The organism is Bacillus sp. PAMC28571 (assembly GCF_014250435.1).
In the GTDB taxonomy this organism is placed as follows: Bacteria; Bacillota; Bacilli; order Bacillales; family Bacillaceae; genus Bacillus; species Bacillus safensis.
In genome coordinates this window covers 272,381-291,716 of sequence record NZ_CP060191.1, presented here as the reverse complement: position 1 = coordinate 291,716, position 19,336 = coordinate 272,381, and the positions used below count along the sequence as shown (strand labels likewise).

The following is a 19,336-nucleotide window of genomic DNA, read 5'->3' as shown; positions in this document are numbered from 1 at the left end:
TTTTTTATGGAGGATGTAACTTCATGGAACATGAAAAACTTCGTTTCTTCAATGATCAGCATGAAACCATTGGAGCTGCCGCTCGTTCAGATGTCCACGCCCAAGGTCTTTGGCATGAAACATTTCATTTCTGGCTTCTTAAAAAGGAGCTTGGCACCGTGTATCTCTATTTTCAGCTAAGGAGTCCTGCAAAAAAGGATTTTCCTTCACTGTTTGATATCACCGCAGCAGGTCACCTTCTCGCAGATGAACAGCCTTCTGATGGCTTAAGAGAGGTAGAAGAAGAACTTGGTCTTTCTATCCTTTTTGAGGACCTTACTTATACAGGAATCATAAAAGATGAAATTCACCTGCCTTCTTTCATCGACCGTGAGTTCTGTCATGTGTATCTTTATATGAATGAAGAAAAGCACATGGAAGTTCATCTACAGAAAGAAGAAGTCGCTGGTCTGTACAGAGCAAAGCTGCCTGATGCACAGCAGCTTTTAACAGGATCATGTGAAAGAATTCGTATCGAGGGCTTTATAGTTGATGCAAACGGAGAACGACGTGAGGAAAGCATCGAAGTGGGTATTCATAATTTTGTCCCGCATGAGCCTGCCTATTATGAGCACCTCTTTCACGCGATCAATCAATTTACACAATAGAAAAAGCATCATGATCCCTTATTGGATCATGATGCTTTTTTATGAAACATAATGTTTTTCTTTCTCCTCTGTTTGCTGCATTTTGCGATAGGTCACTCTTGAAATGATAATGCTCACTTCGTATAAAACGAGCATTGGCAAGGTGACCATGAGGTGAGAAACAAGCTCTGGCGGTGTAATGAGTGCGGCAATGACAAGGAGGACAAAATAGGCATACTTCCGTATTTTTGATAAAAACATCGGTGTGATGATGCCGAGTCTGGTGAGAAACATCAACACGACGGGCATCTGAAACAAAAAGCCAAATGGAAGTGTTAGCTGCATTAGAAATGTAAAATACTCATGAATCCCAATGACTTGCTCTACATTTAAATCATTCGACATTCGCATCATAAAATCGACGACAAACGGAAATAAAATAAAGTAAGAGAAAGCCACACCGCTCAAAAATAAAAGCAGTGCAATCGGAATGTAAGCAAGTGTCACCTTTCTTTCTTTCTCATATAAGCCAGGACTCACAAACGCCCACAGCTGATATAAAATAACGGGACACGTCAAAACCAAAGCAATGACAAATGCGAACTGCATAAACACGTACAGTGGATCTGTAAGTTTAAATGCATTCAGCGTCAGTGTTGCCGCTTCATCGGTATTTTGTAAATACACAATGACCGGCTTAGCGAGAAAAAAACCAGCCACCATAAAGGCGACAAAAAACATCGCAATGATCACTAGGCGTTTTCGCAGTTCCACAATATGCTCCATAAGCGGCATATCTTTGACATTCATGAAGCTCATCCTATTCTACTGATCTTCTTTTTTCTTTTTTTCTTCCTGATCATCAGCTAAGCCTTTTGTGGCATTTTTGAATTCACGTAATGTATCTCCTGCTGCTCTTCCTAATTCAGGAAGCTTTTTCGGCCCAAAAATAATGAGCGCTACAATCGCAATCAGAATCAAACTCCCAGGACCGATCGGACCCATTTGCTCCACCCCCTTTACCCCTTTTCGTCAGTCCTCCTGCGTAACAGAGTAATGCTTTAAGAAATACACAAGAGACTGAAGTTCAACCGCCAAATCTATATGATGAATTCGAATGTGTTCCGGCACATTCAATCGAGCCGGCGTAAAGTTAAGGATTCCTTTGATGCCAAGGGCAATCAAACGATCTGTAATGGATTGAGCTGCTACGGCAGGTACTGTCAAAATTGCAACAGGGATATCTCCTACCTCTTGAACATGCTCTTCAAGCTTATCCAAATCATAGACAGGCACGCCGCCTATCTCACTTCCTATTTTACTCTCATTGACGTCAAAAGCCATTGAAATTTTTGTATTATTATTTTTTATGAAATTATAGTGTAAAAAAGCAGTCCCTAAATTCCCGACACCGATGAGCATGACATTGGTCATTTCATCTTGGTCAAGGGTCTTTCTGAAGAAGGTCAAGAGATAATCGACATTATAGCCATACCCTTTCTTCCCAAGTGCACCAAAGTACGAAAAATCTCGGCGAATGGTAGCAGAATCCACTTTGACTGCATCACTAAGCTCAGCTGATGACACCCTTTGTTTTCCTGATGCATGCAAATTTTTTAAAAAACGGTAGTAAAGCGGCAAACGTTTGGCTGTCGCTTGTGGAATTTTTGACTGATCTATATTCATATAAGGTCCTCCAACTTAAATATCAGATGCTCTGTGAAAATCACCGTTTTTCCCGCCTGTCTTTTCAATTAGATAGGTTGGACCGATGATCATGCCTTTATCAATCGCTTTGCACATATCGTAAACGGTCAGTGCACATACTGAAGCAGAAGTGAGCGCTTCCATCTCCACACCCGTACTTCCTTTTGTTTTCACCTGTACTTGTATGTTCAGGATGTGCGCATTTCCGTCTTCCTCCCAATTAAAGGAGATATCCACGCCTTTTAGTGCAAGCGGATGACACATTGGAATGATGGTAGATGTTTGCTTTGCTGCCATGATGCCAGCAACCTGTGCAACAGACAGCACATCCCCTTTTCCAATTTCATGCTGTTGTATTTTATGAAACACTTCTTTTATCATACGAACACTTGAAACAGCAACGGCGGTTCTCACTGTAGACGATTTGTCACTAATGTCGACCATCTTTGCTCTCCCCTGTTCGTTAAAGTGGCTAAATTGACTCATCTTTCAACGCTCCCTCACTCAAATGATACACTATTTTTTCCTATCTGTCTTTCATTTGAATATGGCGATTGTATGTAACATTTGCCGGTTTACTGCTGATAAGCTACACTTAACATATTATAGCAGAGGTGAAGTTACATGATGATTCTACAAGTGAATCAGCTGTCCAAATCGTTTGGCGCTGATACCGTTTTAACGAATATAAAATTGGAAGTCAAAGCAAGGGATCGAATTGCCATTGTAGGTCGTAACGGCGCAGGCAAATCCACGCTTTTGAAAATCATTGCCGGTCAAATGTCTTACGAGCAAGGTGAGATCATCAAACCAAAAGACCTATCGATCGGCTATTTAGCACAGCATACCGATGTGACGTCTACACGTACGCTAAAAGACGAATTATTATCGGTTTTTGATCATTTAAAAGAGATGGAACAAGAGATGAGAACCATTGAGGAGAAAATGGCTTCTTCCACAGGTTCTGAGCTGGAAGCCCTGATGAAAACCTATGACAGGCTTCAGCAGGAATTTAAAGATCAAGGCGGCTATCAATATGAAGCAGATGTCCGCTCCATTCTTCATGGACTCGGCTTTAGTCATTTTGAAGATGAGACAACCGTCCAATCTTTAAGCGGCGGCCAGAAAACCCGTTTAGCACTTGGAAAGCTCTTGTTAATGAAACCAGAACTCTTAATTCTGGATGAGCCGACAAACCATTTAGATATTGATACCTTATCATGGCTTGAGCAGTATTTGCAAAATTATACAGGTGCCATTCTCATCGTGTCCCATGACCGCTATTTCTTAGACAAAGTCGTAAACCACGTCTATGAAGTCTCAAGAACTTCGATGAAAAAGTTTGCAGGGAACTATAGTAAGTATCTGGATCTGAAAGCAGAGCAGCTCGAGCGGGATATGAAACTATACGAAAAGCAGCAAGAAGAGATCTCAAAGCTCCAGGATTTCGTGGACCGCAACCTGGCAAGAGCCTCCACCACAAAGCGCGCTCAAAGCAGACGCAAACAGCTCGAACGGATGGATCGTTTAGATAAGCCTTTAGGAGATGAAAAATCTGCAAACTTTCATTTTGATATTACGAGACAAAGCGGCAATGATGTACTGAAGGTACATGATCTCGATATTAGTTATGATGAAAAAACACCGCTCCTATCCTCTCTTTCTTTTCAGATTAAACGCGAGGATAGTGTGGCACTCATTGGTCCTAACGGGATCGGGAAATCAACCCTTTTAAAAACGTTAACGAACACATTAACACCAGTAAAAGGCGACATCACTTTTGGATCTCATGTCACGATCGGCTACTATGACCAAGAGCAAGCCAAACTGACATCCTCGAAAAAAGTGCTAAATGAGCTTTGGGATGATTATCCTCATATGAATGAAAAAGAAATTCGGACATGTTTAGGAAACTTCCTCTTTTCAGGGGATGACGTTTTAAAGCCTGTCCATGCATTAAGCGGTGGGGAAAAAGCACGCCTTGCGCTGGCAAAGCTGATGCTTCAAAAAGCCAATTTCCTTATTCTCGATGAACCTACAAACCATCTGGACTTAGATAGTAAGGAAATTTTAGAGAATGCACTGATCGATTATCCAGGAACCATCTTATTTGTTTCGCATGATCGTTATTTCATCAATCGTCTGGCAACGAAAGTATTTGAGCTGTCGCCTACAGAAACTAAAGAATATCTCGGCGACTATGACTACTACCTTGAAAAGAAAAATGAACAACTAGAGCTGAAGGCACTTCAAGAAAATGAACCTGTTAAAAAACAAGCTGCACAGCCAGCAGAAACAACAAAGCTTTCTTATGCGGAAGAAAAAGAACTGAAAAAGAAAGAAAGACAAAAGCAGCGCAGGATTGAAGAAATTGAAAAACGGATTGCTGTCATTGAAGACAAGCTCGGCGAAAATGAAGAGCTGTTATGTGATCCTGATATTTTTCAAGATCACGAGAAGGTTCAAGCCATTCAAACAGAAAATGATACGCTCAATCAAGAGTTAGAATCACTTTTTGCGGAGTGGGAAGAGCTGTCAGATTCTTAAAGAGTGCCCTAAAGGGTACTCTTTTTTCTTTCAATGAAAACTCATTATCCACAACGATACCCACAACAACTTCTTGATTATTCTTAAATACTTTGGACTTATCCACTTTATCCACAAGTTTTTAATCACATATCCACAAAAAAGTTCGTAATTATACACATCCTCTTCATTTTAAAACAAAATTTTCTAACAATTGTGGATATATAACGTTTACATGTGAATAAATCGCTTTCATAGAAAAATAAAAACCCCTGTAATCCACAGGAGTTTTTAATCATATGAGACTAGCGGCAATCCTGGCTGGCCATTCATCACCATATCGCCTCTGATTCCTTTTTCAAACGCAATGGTTCCAGCGGCAGCGATCATGGCTGCATTGTCTGTGCAAAGTGATAATGGTGGAATAATGACCTTCACATCTGGTAGTTTCGTGAATGCTGAAGTTAAAGCTTCTCTTAGTCCTTTATTGGCAGCGACTCCTCCAGCTAGAACAACCTGCTTCACACCATAGGCTTCAGCCGCTTTCAATGTTTTACCAACAAGCACCTCAATGACGCTTGCTTGAAAACTTGCGGCCAAATTCTCTGGGGCAATCGTTTCTCCCTTTTGTGACGCATTGTGTAAGGTGTTGATCACAGCTGATTTTAAACCACTGAAGCTAAAGTGATAAGACCCTTCTTCAAGCCATGCACGAGGAAGCTTAATTGTCGGCTCTCCTTCATGTGCTAACCGATCAATATGAGGTCCGCCTGGGTACGGGAGACCCATCGTCCGGGCCACTTTATCGTAGGCTTCTCCAGCTGCATCATCTAATGTTTCTCCGATGACCTCAAAAGATCCGTGCTCCTTCATTAAAACAAGCTCAGTATGTCCGCCAGAGACAACAAGAGCTAAACATGGAAACTCCAATTCATCAACAAGCTGGTTGGCATAAATATGCCCTGCAATATGATGAACACCAACAAGAGGAATTTGATGGGCAAAGCTCAGTGCCTTTGCTGCATTGACGCCAATCAGCAGGGCACCGACGAGACCGGGCCCTTCCGTAACAGCAATCGCATCCAAATCCTTAAAGCTCATACCCGCCTGTGTCATCACTTCTTCTAATACGATGGTGACTTGCTCCACGTGATGCCTCGAAGCAATTTCAGGTACAACACCGCCAAATCGTTTATGACTGTCTATTTGCGAGGCCACTACATTCGCCACGATTTTCTTTCCATTTTTCACAATGGACGCAGCTGTTTCATCACAGCTTGTTTCTATTCCTAATATGAATCGATCTGTTTGTTCACTCATTTATATTCACCCACATGACTAACGCATCTTCTCCATTATCCGTATAATAATTCTTTCGAATAGAAGCTGGTCTGAAACCGAGCTTTTCATAGAGGGATTGTGCTGGTGTATTCGAAACCCGCACCTCTAAAGAAAGATGATCTGTCTTTTTTTCTTTGCAAAATTCCATGACATATCGAAGCAATGCTTCCCCGTAGCCTTTTCCTCTATGCTCAGGGAGAATCGCAATGTTCGTAATTTGTGCATCGTCCATGACAATCCAGACCCCGCAATATCCAACAGGCTGCTTATCTTCTTCAATGAGGAAATAATGGCTGTATTGGTTATGAAGAATCTCATAGACAAACGATTCCTTTTTCCAAGGCGCTGTAAACGAATGCACTTCAATCGTATACACCTCTGGAATGTCCGCTACTGTCATTTGTCGTATTTCTGCTATGTTAAGGTTATTTTTGTCCTTCAAGCCATTTCACTTCCGCTTCTGCCAAACGAATATAGTTAGGAACAAGCTGATGAACATCTTCAGCAGGACGATCTGCGCCTAAAAATGCAAGCACTGAAGGTCTTGGGTTATGAAATGTCCCCTCTGCCAGTACAGCCGTTTCTCCTAAAATGGAGCGAATGCTCTCTTCATGAAGGTGCACATCTTGTCCAAGAAATAGAACAGGTTTTCCTGTCTTCTTCAGCTCATGAAGCCAATCCGTGAGCAGGATATTTTGATCTGGTTCGACCTCTTTGATCTTACCTTTTTCAAACGTATATAGCCCAGTATAAACTTGTCCTCTTCTCGCATCAAATAGAGGTGAGATATACCCATCAAAATATTGGCCATTTGCCGCAAGCGCTTCTAAACTCGAAACAGCCGATATCGGGATAGACAGCGTCCACGCAAGTGTTTTTGCTATGGTAACACCAATTCTGACGCCAGTGTAAGATCCAGGTCCTTTTGCCACAACGATTTTACTTAGTTCGCTTGGTGCTACACCACATTCTTTCATCAATGCTTCAACAGTGGGCATCGCTCGGACGGAATGGTTCTTTTTTAAATACGTAATGCTCTCGCCAATCACAGTGAGATCTCTTACAAGAGCAATTCCTAGTGTATGGTTTGATGTATCAATGGCCAGTATGGTCAAATTCTTTCATCTCCTTACAAAGGGACTCATAACGCTCCCCTTTTGCATCAAACGTGAGATGCCGTTCTTCTTCACGTTCTGTTCTCAGCATTTCAATTTTTAAATAGGAAGAAGGCAATTGAGGTTCAATCAGATGTGCCCATTCAACCAAGCATACACCTTCACCCTCAAAATATTCTTCTAGTCCGATGTCTTCTTCCGCATCTTCCATGCGGTACACGTCCATATGGTAAAGTGGCAGTCTGCCATCGGTATATTCTTTAATAATTGTAAAGGTGGGGCTGTTGACGATACGGGTAATTCCTAAGCCTTCCGCAAAACCTTTTGAAAAAGTGGTTTTGCCTGCGCCTAAATCTCCTTCTAATGTCAATACATCGCCTGGCATCACAAGTTTGGCCAAAGCAGCGGCAATTCGTTTCGTCTCATCCGCACCTTTTGTTGTCCATGTTAATTTCACCGTTGATGTCACCTCATTTCTTAAAATGATTATATCCTTTTTTCATTAACATTGTTTGTTGATCATTGTCTTTTAACATAACACTAGCTGCTTGATCATCCTTGACTTGTCCAATACGTGTGATCTGAATGCCTTCTTTTTGACATTGAGATTCAAAGCTTTCCCAATCAGATTCTGGTATCGTACCAGTTAAAACAAAGTCTTCTCCCCCAAATAACACCCATTCAAGCCAGTCTTTGCGCAGCACCTGTAAATCTGGATGAATTGGAAGCTTATCAGCTTCTATCTCGATCCTCACACCGCTCGCTTCAGCTATCTCATTCAACTCACTCGCTAATCCATCACTCACATCATTCAAGGTGACCCGCGGGAAACTTGAACAAATGTGACCAGCAGCAATATGAGGCTGAGGCATTTTATGACGCTTAAGAAAGAAATCAGCGTCGACCGCCTTAGAAGGGACTGCTTCGTTCATTAAGATTGATAACCCAGCAGCCGACGAACCGAGTTCACCTGTGACAAAGACGACGTCTCCAGTTTGAGCACTGTGACGATAACAAGCCGTTCCCTTTGACACCTCACCAATGACCGTCACGGTAATGACAAAGTCACTGCGGGTGGCTACTGTATCTCCACCAATCAAATCCATACGATAGGTGTCAGCCAACGCTTTCATTCCCTCATAAAGAGCCGTGACGATTGTTTCATCACCATGAGGCGGGATTGCAATTGAAACAAGATAATACTTTGGGGTGCCTCCCATTGCAGCGATATCACTGACATTGACTGCCAGTGCCTTAAAGCCAACTTCAAAAGGTGTGGAAAAGTCAAAACGAAAATGAACATGCTCCACCATTGTATCAACACAAACGACCTCTTCACAATGTGAATGAGGTTGATAAACACTTGCATCATCACCGATGCCCATGATCAAAGAGCGCTGATATGTATCTTTTGGTGTGATTCGGCGAATAAGATCAAATTCATCCATAAAAAGACAGCCCCTTCTTGCAATCAATTGGTTAAGTAGACATGAGGTCAAACACAGTTAGTATTAGTGTAGCGAATATAAGTCTCAGTTCCAACTAAAAATGATATAAAGAAAGCCTGGTGTGTAAAAACCAGGCTGGGTTGAAGTAATCTATCTATTCTTTCATATAGTGTAGCCAAACACAAATCATTTCATTGCATCGTGGGTACTTATAGAAAGAAAAAGACATAAAAAAAAACGAAACTATACGTTTTCGTTTACAAGTTATAAAAATGGCGGTCCGGACGGGACTCGAACCCGCGACCTCCTGCGTGACAGGCAGGCATTCTAACCAACTGAACTACCGGACCATTTTGGTTGCGGGGGCAGGATTTGAACCTGCGACCTTCGGGTTATGAGCCCGACGAGCTACCGAACTGCTCCACCCCGCGATGATATAAATATTACAAGCTTGGCGGCGTCCTACTCTCACAGGGGGAAACCCCCAACTACCATCGGCGCTGAAGAGCTTAACTTCCGTGTTCGGTATGGGAACGGGTGTGACCTCTTCGCTATCGCCACCAAACCTGATGGAGAGAATGTTCTCTCAAAACTAGATAACAATGTTCATGCTTCACAATAGAATATAGGTTAAGTCCTCGATCTATTAGTATCTGTCAGCTCCACGTGTCACCACGCTTCCACCTCAGACCTATCAACCTGATCATCTTTCAGGGATCTTACTTCCTTGCGGAATGGGAAATCTCATCTTGAGGGGGGCTTCATGCTTAGATGCTTTCAGCACTTATCCCGTCCGCACATAGCTACCCAGCGATGCCCTTGGCAGAACAACTGGTACACCAGCGGTGCGTCCATCCCGGTCCTCTCGTACTAAGGACAGCTCCTCTCAAATTTCCTGCGCCCGCGACGGATAGGGACCGAACTGTCTCACGACGTTCTGAACCCAGCTCGCGTACCGCTTTAATGGGCGAACAGCCCAACCCTTGGGACCGACTACAGCCCCAGGATGCGATGAGCCGACATCGAGGTGCCAAACCTCCCCGTCGATGTGGACTCTTGGGGGAGATAAGCCTGTTATCCCCGGGGTAGCTTTTATCCGTTGAGCGATGGCCCTTCCATGCGGAACCACCGGATCACTAAGCCCGACTTTCGTCCCTGCTCGACTTGTAGGTCTCGCAGTCAAGCTCCCTTGTGCCTTTACACTCTACGAATGATTTCCAACCATTCTGAGGGAACCTTTGGGCGCCTCCGTTACATTTTAGGAGGCGACCGCCCCAGTCAAACTGCCCACCTGACACTGTCTCCCTGCCCGATAAGGGCAGCGGGTTAGAAGGTCAATACAGCCAGGGTAGTATCCCACCGATGCCTCCACCGAAGCTAGCGCTCCGGTTTCCAAGGCTCCTACCTATCCTGTACAAGCTGTACCAACATTCAATATCAGGCTGCAGTAAAGCTCCACGGGGTCTTTCCGTCCTGTCGCGGGTAACCTGCATCTTCACAGGTACTATAATTTCACCGAGTCTCTCGTTGAGACAGTGCCCAGATCGTTGCGCCTTTCGTGCGGGTCGGAACTTACCCGACAAGGAATTTCGCTACCTTAGGACCGTTATAGTTACGGCCGCCGTTTACTGGGGCTTCAATTCGCACCTTCGCTTACGCTAAGCGCTCCTCTTAACCTTCCAGCACCGGGCAGGCGTCAGCCCCTATACTTCGCCTTACGGCTTCGCAGAGACCTGTGTTTTTGCTAAACAGTCGCCTGGGCCTATTCACTGCGGCTTCTCGGGGCTTTAACACCCTAAGAAGCACCCCTTCTCCCGAAGTTACGGGGTCATTTTGCCGAGTTCCTTAACGAGAGTTCTCTCGATCACCTTAGGATTCTCTCCTCGCCTACCTGTGTCGGTTTGCGGTACGGGCACCTCTCACCTCGCTAGAGGCTTTTCTTGGCAGTGTGGAATCAGGAACTTCGCTACTAAATTTCGCTCGCCATCACAGCTCAGCCTTTACGGGAAACGGATTTGCCTATTTCCCAGCCTAACTGCTTGGACGCGGATATCCAATACCGCGCTTACCCTATCCTCCTGCGTCCCCCCATTGCTCAAATGGTGAGGAGGTGGTACAGGAATATCAACCTGTTGTCCATCGCCTACGCCTTTCGGCCTCGGCTTAGGTCCCGACTAACCCTGAGCGGACGAGCCTTCCTCAGGAAACCTTAGGCATTCGGTGGACGGGATTCTCACCCGTCTTTCGCTACTCATACCGGCATTCTCACTTCTAAGCGCTCCACCAGTCCTTCCGGTCTGGCTTCACAGCCCTTAGAACGCTCTCCTACCACTGTTCGTAAGAACAGTCCGCAGCTTCGGTGATACGTTTAGCCCCGGTACATTTTCGGCGCAGAGTCACTCGACCAGTGAGCTATTACGCACTCTTTAAATGGTGGCTGCTTCTAAGCCAACATCCTGGTTGTCTAAGCAACTCCACATCCTTTTCCACTTAACGTATACTTTGGGACCTTAGCTGGCGGTCTGGGCTGTTTCCCTTTCGACTACGGATCTTATCACTCGCAGTCTGACTCCCAAGGATAAGTCATCGGCATTCGGAGTTTGACTGAATTCGGTAACCCGGTAGGGGCCCCTAGTCCAATCAGTGCTCTACCTCCGAGACTCTTACCTTGAGGCTAGCCCTAAAGCTATTTCGGAGAGAACCAGCTATCTCCAGGTTCGATTGGCATTTCACCCCTACCCACACCTCATCCCCGCACTTTTCAACGTGCGTGGGTTCGGGCCTCCATTCAGTGTTACCTGAACTTCACCCTGGACATGGGTAGATCACCTGGTTTCGGGTCTACGACCACGTACTCATGCGCCCTATTCAGACTCGCTTTCGCTGCGGCTCCGCATCTTCTGCTTAACCTTGCACGGGATCGTAACTCGCCGGTTCATTCTACAAAAGGCACGCCATCACCCGTTAACGGGCTCTGACTACTTGTAGGCACACGGTTTCAGGATCTATTTCACTCCCCTTCCGGGGTGCTTTTCACCTTTCCCTCACGGTACTGGTTCACTATCGGTCACTAGGGAGTATTTAGCCTTGGGAGATGGTCCTCCCGGATTCCGACGGAATTTCACGTGTTCCGCCGTACTCAGGATCCACTCTGGAGAGAACAACATTTCAGTTACAGGGCTGTTACCTTCTTTGGCGGGCCTTTCCAGACCTCTTCGCTTATATCGTTCCTTTGTAACTCCGTATAGAGTGTCCTACAACCCCAAGAGGCAAGCCTCTTGGTTTGGGCTGTTCCCGTTTCGCTCGCCGCTACTCAGGGAATCGCATTTGCTTTCTCTTCCTCCGGGTACTTAGATGTTTCAGTTCCCCGGGTATGCCTTCTCATACTCTATGTATTCAAGTATGGATACTACTCCATTACGAGCAGTGGGTTTCCCCATTCGGAAATCTCCGGATCAAAGCTTGCTTACAGCTCCCCGAAGCATATCGGTGTTCGTCCCGTCCTTCATCGGCTCCTAGTGCCAAGGCATCCACCGTGCGCCCTTTCTAACTTAACCATTTCTTACTTTAGAAAGAATCACTATGTGTGATGAACTTTGCATTGCATTCAATGTGAATGTATTACTTATTGTTATCTAGTTTTCAAAGAACAATCCTGTCTCGCTAGAGACATGTTTTGAAGGAATGATCCTTCAAAACTAAACAAGACGAAAACGCACGCTGCTCCATATATCCTTAGAAAGGAGGTGATCCAGCCGCACCTTCCGATACGGCTACCTTGTTACGACTTCACCCCAATCATCTGCCCCACCTTCGGCGGCTGGCTCCATAAAGGTTACCTCACCGACTTCGGGTGTTGCAAACTCTCGTGGTGTGACGGGCGGTGTGTACAAGGCCCGGGAACGTATTCACCGCGGCATGCTGATCCGCGATTACTAGCGATTCCAGCTTCACGCAGTCGAGTTGCAGACTGCGATCCGAACTGAGAACAGATTTATGGGATTGGCTAAACCTTGCGGTCTTGCAGCCCTTTGTTCTGTCCATTGTAGCACGTGTGTAGCCCAGGTCATAAGGGGCATGATGATTTGACGTCATCCCCACCTTCCTCCGGTTTGTCACCGGCAGTCACCTTAGAGTGCCCAACTGAATGCTGGCAACTAAGATCAAGGGTTGCGCTCGTTGCGGGACTTAACCCAACATCTCACGACACGAGCTGACGACAACCATGCACCACCTGTCACTCTGTCCCCGAAGGGAAAGCCCTATCTCTAGGGTTGTCAGAGGATGTCAAGACCTGGTAAGGTTCTTCGCGTTGCTTCGAATTAAACCACATGCTCCACCGCTTGTGCGGGCCCCCGTCAATTCCTTTGAGTTTCAGTCTTGCGACCGTACTCCCCAGGCGGAGTGCTTAATGCGTTAGCTGCAGCACTAAGGGGCGGAAACCCCCTAACACTTAGCACTCATCGTTTACGGCGTGGACTACCAGGGTATCTAATCCTGTTCGCTCCCCACGCTTTCGCTCCTCAGCGTCAGTTACAGACCAGAGAGTCGCCTTCGCCACTGGTGTTCCTCCACATCTCTACGCATTTCACCGCTACACGTGGAATTCCACTCTCCTCTTCTGCACTCAAGTTTCCCAGTTTCCAATGACCCTCCCCGGTTGAGCCGGGGGCTTTCACATCAGACTTAAGAAACCGCCTGCGAGCCCTTTACGCCCAATAATTCCGGACAACGCTTGCCACCTACGTATTACCGCGGCTGCTGGCACGTAGTTAGCCGTGGCTTTCTGGTTAGGTACCGTCAAGGTGCGAGCAGTTACTCTCGCACTTGTTCTTCCCTAACAACAGAGCTTTACGATCCGAAAACCTTCATCACTCACGCGGCGTTGCTCCGTCAGACTTTCGTCCATTGCGGAAGATTCCCTACTGCTGCCTCCCGTAGGAGTCTGGGCCGTGTCTCAGTCCCAGTGTGGCCGATCACCCTCTCAGGTCGGCTACGCATCGTCGCCTTGGTGAGCCATTACCCCACCAACTAGCTAATGCGCCGCGGGTCCATCTGTAAGTGACAGCCGAAACCGTCTTTCATCCTTGAACCATGCGGTTCAAGGAACTATCCGGTATTAGCTCCGGTTTCCCGGAGTTATCCCAGTCTTACAGGCAGGTTACCCACGTGTTACTCACCCGTCCGCCGCTAACATCCGGGAGCAAGCTCCCTTCTGTCCGCTCGACTTGCATGTATTAGGCACGCCGCCAGCGTTCGTCCTGAGCCAGGATCAAACTCTCCGAAAAAGTACAAAACCGAAGTTTTGTTTTTCATCAGCGTTTGACTGACTACCTATGAAGTATCATAGGATTTTTTTATAAAAACTCGAATTAACAGGTACGTTTTGTCTTGTTTAATTTTCAAAGATCATGTTCAAAAATGGAGCGGGTGATGAGAATCGAACTCACGACATCAGCTTGGAAGGCTGAGGTTTTACCACTAAACTACACCCGCGTGGTTTGTATTGGCGCGCCCGAGAGGAGTCGAACCCCTAACCTTTTGATCCGTAGTCAAACGCTCTATCCAATTGAGCTACGGGCGCTTAATCAGGCGACTTAATTATCTTAACATATCGTTTTTATTAAGTCAACATCTTTTTAAAATTTGTTTGCCGCATGCGTGTGAACGTTTGTGTTTCAGAAACGTCATCAGCGACGAATAAAAATATACCATGAATCACATAAAAGGGTCAATACATTTTTCTAAAAAAGTTTCATGTTTTTTAAAATTGATTTTTTCTTAGATCAATAGACATGTAATAGCCCTATTTTCTTCTCTTTCTTCATAATTCCAATGATTCTTAAATAAAATCTTTCTAAATACAAAGGAGGACAAAACATGGCCACATAGAATTTTTATTTATTGGAAAATTCTCAATATTTTTCCAATCATTTAAAGGAGGTAGGAGATGATGAAAAAGTTTATCGCTTTTCAAATCATGATCGCTTTGGTGATAGGAGCTCTTATCGGCCATTTCTTCCCTGACTTCGGAATGGCCCTCAGGCCAATTGGAGATGGATTCATCAGGCTGATTAAAATGATCGTTGTTCCAATCGTGTTCTCTACGATTGTTATTGGTGCAGCCGGCAGCGGCGGCATGAAGAAAATGGGCAGCCTTGGATTAAAAACGATCATTTGGTTTGAGGTCATCACAACCATTGTTCTTGGGATCGGTCTATTATTGGCAAATGGGCTAAAGCCTGGCGTTGGCCTCGATTTCTCTAAATTAGCTAAGAAAGATATTGGGGAATTAGATGGTTATACGGAGAAGGTCGTTGACTTTAAACAAATGGTATTAGATATCATTCCAACCAATATCGTCGATGTTATGGCTCAGAATGATTTACTTGCTGTCATTTTCTTCGCCATCTTATTTGGTGTAGCGGCAAGCGGCATCGGTAAAGCTTCTGCTCCTGTTCTCGCCTTCTTTGAATCAGTGGCACAAATTATGTTTAAGCTCACACAGATGGTGATGGTGACAGCACCTATTGGGGTTCTTGCATTAATGGCTGCTTCTGTCGGCCAATATGGCATTGTTTTATTAATCCCAATGATGAAGCTTGTCGGAACAGTATTTTTAGGATTATTCATTATTCTCTTTGCTTTATTCCCTCTGGTCGCACTGATCTTCCGTTTTAACTACTTCGAAGTATTAAAAATGATTTGGGATTTGTTCCTTGTTGCCTTCTCTACTACGAGTACTGAAACTGTCCTTCCTCAATTGATGGAACGAATGGAGAAATACGGGTGTCCAAAAAGAATCGTTTCCTTTGTGATTCCATCTGGTCTTTCTCTCAATTGTGACGGATCAAGTTTATATTTATCGGTTGCCTGCGTATTTCTTGCACAAGCGTTTGGTGTCGACATGAGTCTGTCACAGCAGGTTTTAATGATGCTTGTTCTTGTGTTAACGAGTAAAGGTATTGCAGCTGTGCCATCCGGTTCACTCGTTGTTCTTTTGGCAACCGCTCATGCAGTCGGTCTTCCCGCAGAAGGCGTTGCCATCATAGCCGGTGTTGACCGAATTATGGATATGGCACGAACAGGCGTGAATGTTCCAGGGCATGCCGTTGCATGTATTGTCGTATCTAAATGGGAAAAAGTATTCCGTGAGTCGGCGTGGGAAGTTCCAAAAGCAGGTGAAGAAACAAAAGGGATGTAATGTGATATGAAGGAAAGGGTTCGCCCTTTCCTTTTTTATGCTAAAAATGTTTGCTTTAGTACGGCTTTTCCTTGAGGATGCAGCTGTACTTCTGCATATGCCCCATTAATCAGCGTCATTTGCGGCGGGACATGCCCACAATCTATGTCGTAAAAAATCGGGATTTGTAATTCCTTTTGTAATTCTTCATATACATCCTGATACTGATACCCTTCAACAGGCACATTTACTGCACTACGCCCAAACATGATACCTGAACAGTGATCAAACCAACCTGCTAGTTTTAATTGAACAAGCGATCTCTTCACGCTTGCAGCATTTAATTCGCAGTTTTCGAAATACCAGAGAATTGGTTCATCTTTTATGAATGTTTTCTGAAAAGTTTTGACGTCCCCATAAGGTGTCCCTGCTAAATGACGTATGACATCAATGCAGCCACCCATCAGTCTTCCCTTTACCATCTTTTCTTGTTGATCAACCGTATGCCATGCAGTCGGTTCTGTTAAATGAAAGACATGTTTAATCGGATCGTCACGCTTCCATTCCTTTTGATACATAGATGAAGAAAACTGGCTTATGTCCATTTCTTCTTTTGTTGAAAGTACTTCTTCCCACATAACAGTCGTTTGATCAAGCTCTTCTCCCTGAAGATCTACTAAGTTCGGTCCATGCGCTGTGGCAATGCCTGTTTTTAATGTTAACGCCAGCAGAAGTGCACTCGTATCTGAGTAACCAAGAATCCACTTTTTTTTCATCGATGAGAAATCGAGATGCTCTAGCACTTCCATAAGCAGCTGTCCTCCCCATGGCGGGATGATGTGATCAATCTCCTCACATGTCATCATGTACTGAAGTTCGTTTGCTCGTTCTATCGCAGGCGCAGATTTTGCCTTTTCCTGCTGCCAGACCGTCTCTCCACATATGACATCGTAGCCTCTATGTTTCATTCGTTCACATGAAAGCTGAAACATGTCATGCAAAGATGGCTGTACACCTGAGGAAGGTGCTGTGACGCCAATTGTTTGTCCTTTTTGCAAATGCGGAAATTGTATCATTCTGCTTCCCCCCAACCTCTACTCTCTTCCCTGTCCATTTTAAAGAAAATGCCCCTTTTATAAGGGACATCTCTTCTTATTCCTTTTGACGCAGTACAGTATAGACTCCTGCAAAGATACATAGAATCCCAATGAATGAGCGTATCCCCATCTCTTCACCTAAAAGCAGCCAGCCGAGAGCTGCCCCTACGATCGGTTGAAAGAAAAAGAACAGACCGCCGCTCGAGGCATCCATCAATTGAAGCCCTCTATTCCACAAAAAGAATGCTAGAGCTGTTGAGATGACGCCTAGATAGAGAATGCCGCCCCAAATCTCTGGCCTTGCCATCTGCTCCACATCTAGATGAGGCAGGCGAAATAAAACAGCTGGTGTTAAGACAATGAATGCAATGATGATCGCATATGTGGTCGTCACGACTTGAGGGTATTTTCCTGGAACTCGTTTCAGCAAAACAGACATCAGTGCCCAAGTTAAAGCAGCGAAAACTAATGAAAGACCGCCAACAAATTCATCTGTTTGCACTGCGACTGGTCCAATCATGAGCCATACACCTGCTGTCGCAAGCAGGATGGATGCGCACTTTCGAACAGTCATGGCTTCTTTTAATAGAAAGAACGCAAACAGCACCATAAAAGCAGGGGTCGCAGATGTGATCACAGCCCCCATTTGTGCCGACGTATACATGGTGCCAATTTCTTGGGTCACAATTGATAGGAAATTTCCGATCAATCCGATCATGACAACAAGCGGGATATCTTTTTTATCTAATCGAAAGGAATAGCCCAAGCGCCAAATGGTGCATACCAGCACGATTCCTGCTACAGCATATCTCATCCATACTAGCTCAAGCGGCGGAACCACCGCTACTGTTACTTTGACAACAACGTACATGCCGCCCCAAATACTTGCAGCGATTGCTAGGTAAAGGGCGCCTATATATTTTTCCTTCATCTTTTCCCCTCCGTTACTGGATATATTGATCGCCATATCCACAAACGGAGATCACTCTCCTTTATGGACGGAGGGTGTTTGGTACATCATGTTCAAATAAAGGCTTCCATAGCATTGTCGTCACCTCATTTATTTTTATTTTCAGACTACTTTATAACAAATTCTGGTTGACTTCAATCCTTTTTTGTCACCATTTTTCTTCATATAATAGAAGATAAACGGGTATTGACATGCTGAATTCGTTTTCATATAGTAAGTAAAACTATAGGTGGCCACGGAGAAAAGGAGTAGAGGACGTTGGATATTGAAGCGAGAAAACACATTCCCAGCACGGAACATGAACCGTTTCTCGAGGGAATAAAAGATTGTGTGCCAACCCTGCTCGGTTATATGAGTATTGGGTTTGCCTTCGGAATTGTTGGAATTAGCGCACAGTTAAGTATATGGGATATTGCGCTTTTATCAATTTTTATTTACGCAGGTGCTTCACAGTTTATTATCTGTGCACTGCTTGTGACAGGGAGTCCCCTTTCCGCTATTATTTTCACCACATTTATTGTCAATCTGCGGCATTTATTGCTCAGCCTGACGCTTGCTCCTCATTTCACACGCTACTCTGTGAAACAAAATATAGGATTCGGTCTATTGCTGACTGATGAATCCTTCGGTGTAGCAATAAATAAATTAGCGCAGCAAGGAAAGCTGAATAACAGGTGGATGCACGGACTGAACTTAACGGCGTATTTATGCTGGATTGCGGCCTGCATACTTGGCGGCATTTTTGGACATTGGATTTCAAATCCTGAAGCGCTTGGTCTTGATTTTGCTTTATCAGCGATGTTTGCTGCACTGTTAGTCCTTTCGTTACAGACAGTACCCAAAAATAAGTTAACTCATCGCCTGTCGCTTGTGTTGTATATGGTCATTGCTATGTTTGTTCTGCTTCATTTTGTTCCATCACATGTGGCTGTTCTCATAGCAACTGTACTTGTCGCAACTATTGGGGTGGTGACAGATAAATGATTAGCAGCTTTATGTTATGGCTCATTGTTGGTTGTATGATCGTCACCGTCATTCCGAGAGTCGTACCCTTTATATTTGTACGGAGTATTCAGCTGCCTGAAGTGGTGCTGAAATGGTTATCGTTTATTCCTATTTGTATCTTTACAGCTTTGATTGCAGAGCATCTCTTCATCCATACATCAACAGGCACAGGCGTCACCATTCACTGGATGTATCTTGTTGTCTTGACTCCTACTGTACTCATTGCTGTTTGGACAAAAAGCCTGTCACTTACTGTTCTTGCCGGCGTCATGCTGATGGGCACTGCTAGATGGTTTTTCTAAAAGAAAAAGCTTAACC

The 19,336-nt window shown here is 44.7% G+C and carries 16 protein-coding genes, 4 tRNA genes and 3 rRNA genes; 5 read left to right on the top strand and 18 right to left on the bottom strand.

Features of this window, described 5'->3' with window-relative positions; translation table 11 throughout:
* Positions 1 to 23: 23 nt before the first annotated feature.
* The gene (locus H7F25_RS01315) at positions 24 to 647 is read left to right on the top strand and encodes an NUDIX hydrolase (RefSeq protein WP_059376132.1); all 624 of its coding nucleotides are present in this window, start codon (positions 24 to 26) and stop codon (positions 645 to 647) included.
* Between the two features lie 39 nt (positions 648 to 686).
* Here H7F25_RS01315 and tatC read toward each other — a convergent pair whose 3' ends face one another.
* The 4 genes from tatC to moaC are packed head-to-tail and all read right to left on the bottom strand — an operon-like array spanning position 687 to position 2,819.
* Positions 687 to 1,445, bottom strand: a complete 759-nt coding sequence (gene tatC, locus H7F25_RS01310) for a twin-arginine translocase subunit TatC (RefSeq protein ID WP_098676753.1) — start codon at positions 1,443 to 1,445, stop codon at positions 687 to 689.
* Between the two features lie 6 nt (positions 1,446 to 1,451).
* Entirely contained in the window at positions 1,452 to 1,631 is a 180-nt protein-coding gene (locus tag H7F25_RS01305; protein ID WP_008355689.1) for a twin-arginine translocase TatA/TatE family subunit, read from the bottom strand.
* A gap of 27 nt (positions 1,632 to 1,658) precedes the next feature.
* Positions 1,659 to 2,312 carry a redox-sensing transcriptional repressor Rex gene (locus H7F25_RS01300; protein WP_008355687.1) on the bottom strand — a complete coding sequence of 218 codons (654 nt, stop codon included), beginning with the start codon at positions 2,310 to 2,312 and terminating at the stop codon, positions 1,659 to 1,661.
* A 15-nt stretch (positions 2,313 to 2,327) separates the two neighbouring features.
* Positions 2,328 to 2,819: a cyclic pyranopterin monophosphate synthase MoaC gene (gene moaC / locus H7F25_RS01295; RefSeq protein ID WP_039176857.1), complete on the bottom strand. Its 492-nt coding sequence runs from the start codon at positions 2,817 to 2,819 to the stop codon at positions 2,328 to 2,330.
* Positions 2,820 to 2,957: 138 nt separating this feature from the next.
* Between moaC and H7F25_RS01290 the strand changes: the two genes are divergently transcribed.
* Positions 2,958 to 4,880 carry an ABC-F family ATP-binding cassette domain-containing protein gene (locus tag H7F25_RS01290; protein ID WP_041086992.1) on the top strand — a complete coding sequence of 641 codons (1,923 nt, stop codon included), beginning with the start codon at positions 2,958 to 2,960 and terminating at the stop codon, positions 4,878 to 4,880.
* 270 nt (positions 4,881 to 5,150) lie between these two features.
* Here H7F25_RS01290 and tsaD read toward each other — a convergent pair whose 3' ends face one another.
* The 12 genes from tsaD to H7F25_RS01230 all read right to left on the bottom strand — a co-directional run bounded on the left by tsaD (position 5,151) and on the right by H7F25_RS01230 (position 14,347).
* Positions 5,151 to 6,179 (bottom strand): tRNA (adenosine(37)-N6)-threonylcarbamoyltransferase complex transferase subunit TsaD, encoded by a 1,029-nt coding sequence (gene tsaD, locus H7F25_RS01285; RefSeq protein WP_185854138.1) that lies wholly within the window; start codon positions 6,177 to 6,179, stop codon positions 5,151 to 5,153.
* On the bottom strand, positions 6,172 to 6,600 hold the full coding sequence (rimI, locus tag H7F25_RS01280; protein ID WP_024424460.1) for a ribosomal protein S18-alanine N-acetyltransferase: 429 nt from the start codon (positions 6,598 to 6,600) through the stop codon (positions 6,172 to 6,174). The genes tsaD and rimI overlap by 8 nt, the downstream gene beginning before the upstream one ends.
* Positions 6,601 to 6,625: 25 nt before the next feature.
* Positions 6,626 to 7,315: a tRNA (adenosine(37)-N6)-threonylcarbamoyltransferase complex dimerization subunit type 1 TsaB gene (tsaB, locus tag H7F25_RS01275; protein ID WP_185854137.1), complete on the bottom strand. Its 690-nt coding sequence runs from the start codon at positions 7,313 to 7,315 to the stop codon at positions 6,626 to 6,628.
* Positions 7,296 to 7,772 (bottom strand): tRNA (adenosine(37)-N6)-threonylcarbamoyltransferase complex ATPase subunit type 1 TsaE, encoded by a 477-nt coding sequence (gene tsaE, locus H7F25_RS01270; RefSeq protein ID WP_059376127.1) that lies wholly within the window; start codon positions 7,770 to 7,772, stop codon positions 7,296 to 7,298. Before tsaE ends, tsaB begins: the two co-directional genes overlap by 20 nt.
* Before the next feature lie 13 nt (positions 7,773 to 7,785).
* On the bottom strand, positions 7,786 to 8,763 hold the full coding sequence (thiL, locus tag H7F25_RS01265) for a thiamine-phosphate kinase (RefSeq protein ID WP_185854136.1): 978 nt from the start codon (positions 8,761 to 8,763) through the stop codon (positions 7,786 to 7,788).
* 273 nt (positions 8,764 to 9,036) lie between these two features.
* Positions 9,037 to 9,113: transfer RNA gene (locus tag H7F25_RS01260), tRNA-Asp, on the bottom strand.
* Between the two features lie 4 nt (positions 9,114 to 9,117).
* Positions 9,118 to 9,194 (bottom strand) — tRNA-Met (locus H7F25_RS01255).
* A gap of 18 nt (positions 9,195 to 9,212) precedes the next feature.
* A 5S ribosomal RNA gene (rrf, locus tag H7F25_RS01250) occupies positions 9,213 to 9,328 on the bottom strand.
* A gap of 61 nt (positions 9,329 to 9,389) precedes the next feature.
* A 23S ribosomal RNA gene (locus H7F25_RS01245) occupies positions 9,390 to 12,320 on the bottom strand.
* Positions 12,321 to 12,502: 182 nt separating this feature from the next.
* Positions 12,503 to 14,051, bottom strand: a 16S ribosomal RNA gene (locus H7F25_RS01240).
* The 16S, 23S and 5S rRNA genes sit together here with 4 tRNA genes alongside, the layout of an rRNA operon.
* Before the next feature lie 134 nt (positions 14,052 to 14,185).
* Positions 14,186 to 14,259, bottom strand: a tRNA-Gly gene (locus H7F25_RS01235).
* An 11-nt stretch (positions 14,260 to 14,270) separates the two neighbouring features.
* Positions 14,271 to 14,347 (bottom strand) — tRNA-Arg (locus H7F25_RS01230).
* A gap of 369 nt (positions 14,348 to 14,716) precedes the next feature.
* Here H7F25_RS01230 and gltP point away from each other — a divergent pair.
* Complete coding sequence (gene gltP, locus H7F25_RS01225; RefSeq protein WP_185854135.1) at positions 14,717 to 15,967, top strand: glutamate-aspartate/proton symporter GltP; 1,251 nt, start codon at positions 14,717 to 14,719, stop codon at positions 15,965 to 15,967.
* Between the two features lie 35 nt (positions 15,968 to 16,002).
* On the opposite strand, the gene H7F25_RS01220 is transcribed toward gltP, so the two are convergent.
* Together H7F25_RS01220 and H7F25_RS01215 are read right to left on the bottom strand one after the other, a co-directional pair.
* Entirely contained in the window at positions 16,003 to 17,022 is a 1,020-nt protein-coding gene (locus H7F25_RS01220; protein ID WP_185854134.1) for a S66 family peptidase, read from the bottom strand.
* Between the two features lie 76 nt (positions 17,023 to 17,098).
* Positions 17,099 to 17,974 (bottom strand): DMT family transporter, encoded by an 876-nt coding sequence (locus H7F25_RS01215; protein ID WP_025093546.1) that lies wholly within the window; start codon positions 17,972 to 17,974, stop codon positions 17,099 to 17,101.
* A gap of 297 nt (positions 17,975 to 18,271) precedes the next feature.
* Here H7F25_RS01215 and H7F25_RS01210 point away from each other — a divergent pair, with 297 nt between their 5' ends.
* A complete protein-coding gene (locus H7F25_RS01210; RefSeq protein WP_024427788.1) occupies positions 18,272 to 18,997 on the top strand; it encodes an AzlC family ABC transporter permease in 726 nt (241 codons plus the stop codon).
* The gene (locus H7F25_RS01205; protein WP_024427789.1) at positions 18,994 to 19,320 is read left to right on the top strand and encodes an AzlD domain-containing protein; all 327 of its coding nucleotides are present in this window, start codon (positions 18,994 to 18,996) and stop codon (positions 19,318 to 19,320) included. The genes H7F25_RS01210 and H7F25_RS01205 overlap by 4 nt, the downstream gene beginning before the upstream one ends.
* Positions 19,321 to 19,336 lie beyond the last annotated feature (16 nt).

What these genes read in the sequence shown, in the direction of transcription:
- H7F25_RS01315 (WP_059376132.1), top strand. Translation starts at nt 24, where the DNA reads ATGGAACATGAAAAACTTCGTTTCTTCAATGATCAGCATGAAACCATT.
- tatC (WP_098676753.1), bottom strand. Translation starts at nt 1,445, where the DNA reads ATGAGCTTCATGAATGTCAAAGATATGCCGCTTATGGAGCATATTGTG.
- H7F25_RS01305 (WP_008355689.1), bottom strand. Translation starts at nt 1,631, where the DNA reads ATGGGTCCGATCGGTCCTGGGAGTTTGATTCTGATTGCGATTGTAGCG.
- H7F25_RS01300 (WP_008355687.1), bottom strand. Translation starts at nt 2,312, where the DNA reads ATGAATATAGATCAGTCAAAAATTCCACAAGCGACAGCCAAACGTTTG.
- moaC (WP_039176857.1), bottom strand. Translation starts at nt 2,819, where the DNA reads ATGAGTCAATTTAGCCACTTTAACGAACAGGGGAGAGCAAAGATGGTC.
- H7F25_RS01290 (WP_041086992.1), top strand. Translation starts at nt 2,958, where the DNA reads ATGATGATTCTACAAGTGAATCAGCTGTCCAAATCGTTTGGCGCTGAT.
- tsaD (WP_185854138.1), bottom strand. Translation starts at nt 6,179, where the DNA reads ATGAGTGAACAAACAGATCGATTCATATTAGGAATAGAAACAAGCTGT.
- rimI (WP_024424460.1), bottom strand. Translation starts at nt 6,600, where the DNA reads ATGACAGTAGCGGACATTCCAGAGGTGTATACGATTGAAGTGCATTCG.
- thiL (WP_185854136.1), bottom strand. Translation starts at nt 8,763, where the DNA reads ATGGATGAATTTGATCTTATTCGCCGAATCACACCAAAAGATACATAT.
- gltP (WP_185854135.1), top strand. Translation starts at nt 14,717, where the DNA reads ATGAAAAAGTTTATCGCTTTTCAAATCATGATCGCTTTGGTGATAGGA.
- H7F25_RS01220 (WP_185854134.1), bottom strand. Translation starts at nt 17,022, where the DNA reads ATGATACAATTTCCGCATTTGCAAAAAGGACAAACAATTGGCGTCACA.
- H7F25_RS01215 (WP_025093546.1), bottom strand. Translation starts at nt 17,974, where the DNA reads ATGAAGGAAAAATATATAGGCGCCCTTTACCTAGCAATCGCTGCAAGT.
- H7F25_RS01205 (WP_024427789.1), top strand. Translation starts at nt 18,994, where the DNA reads ATGATTAGCAGCTTTATGTTATGGCTCATTGTTGGTTGTATGATCGTC.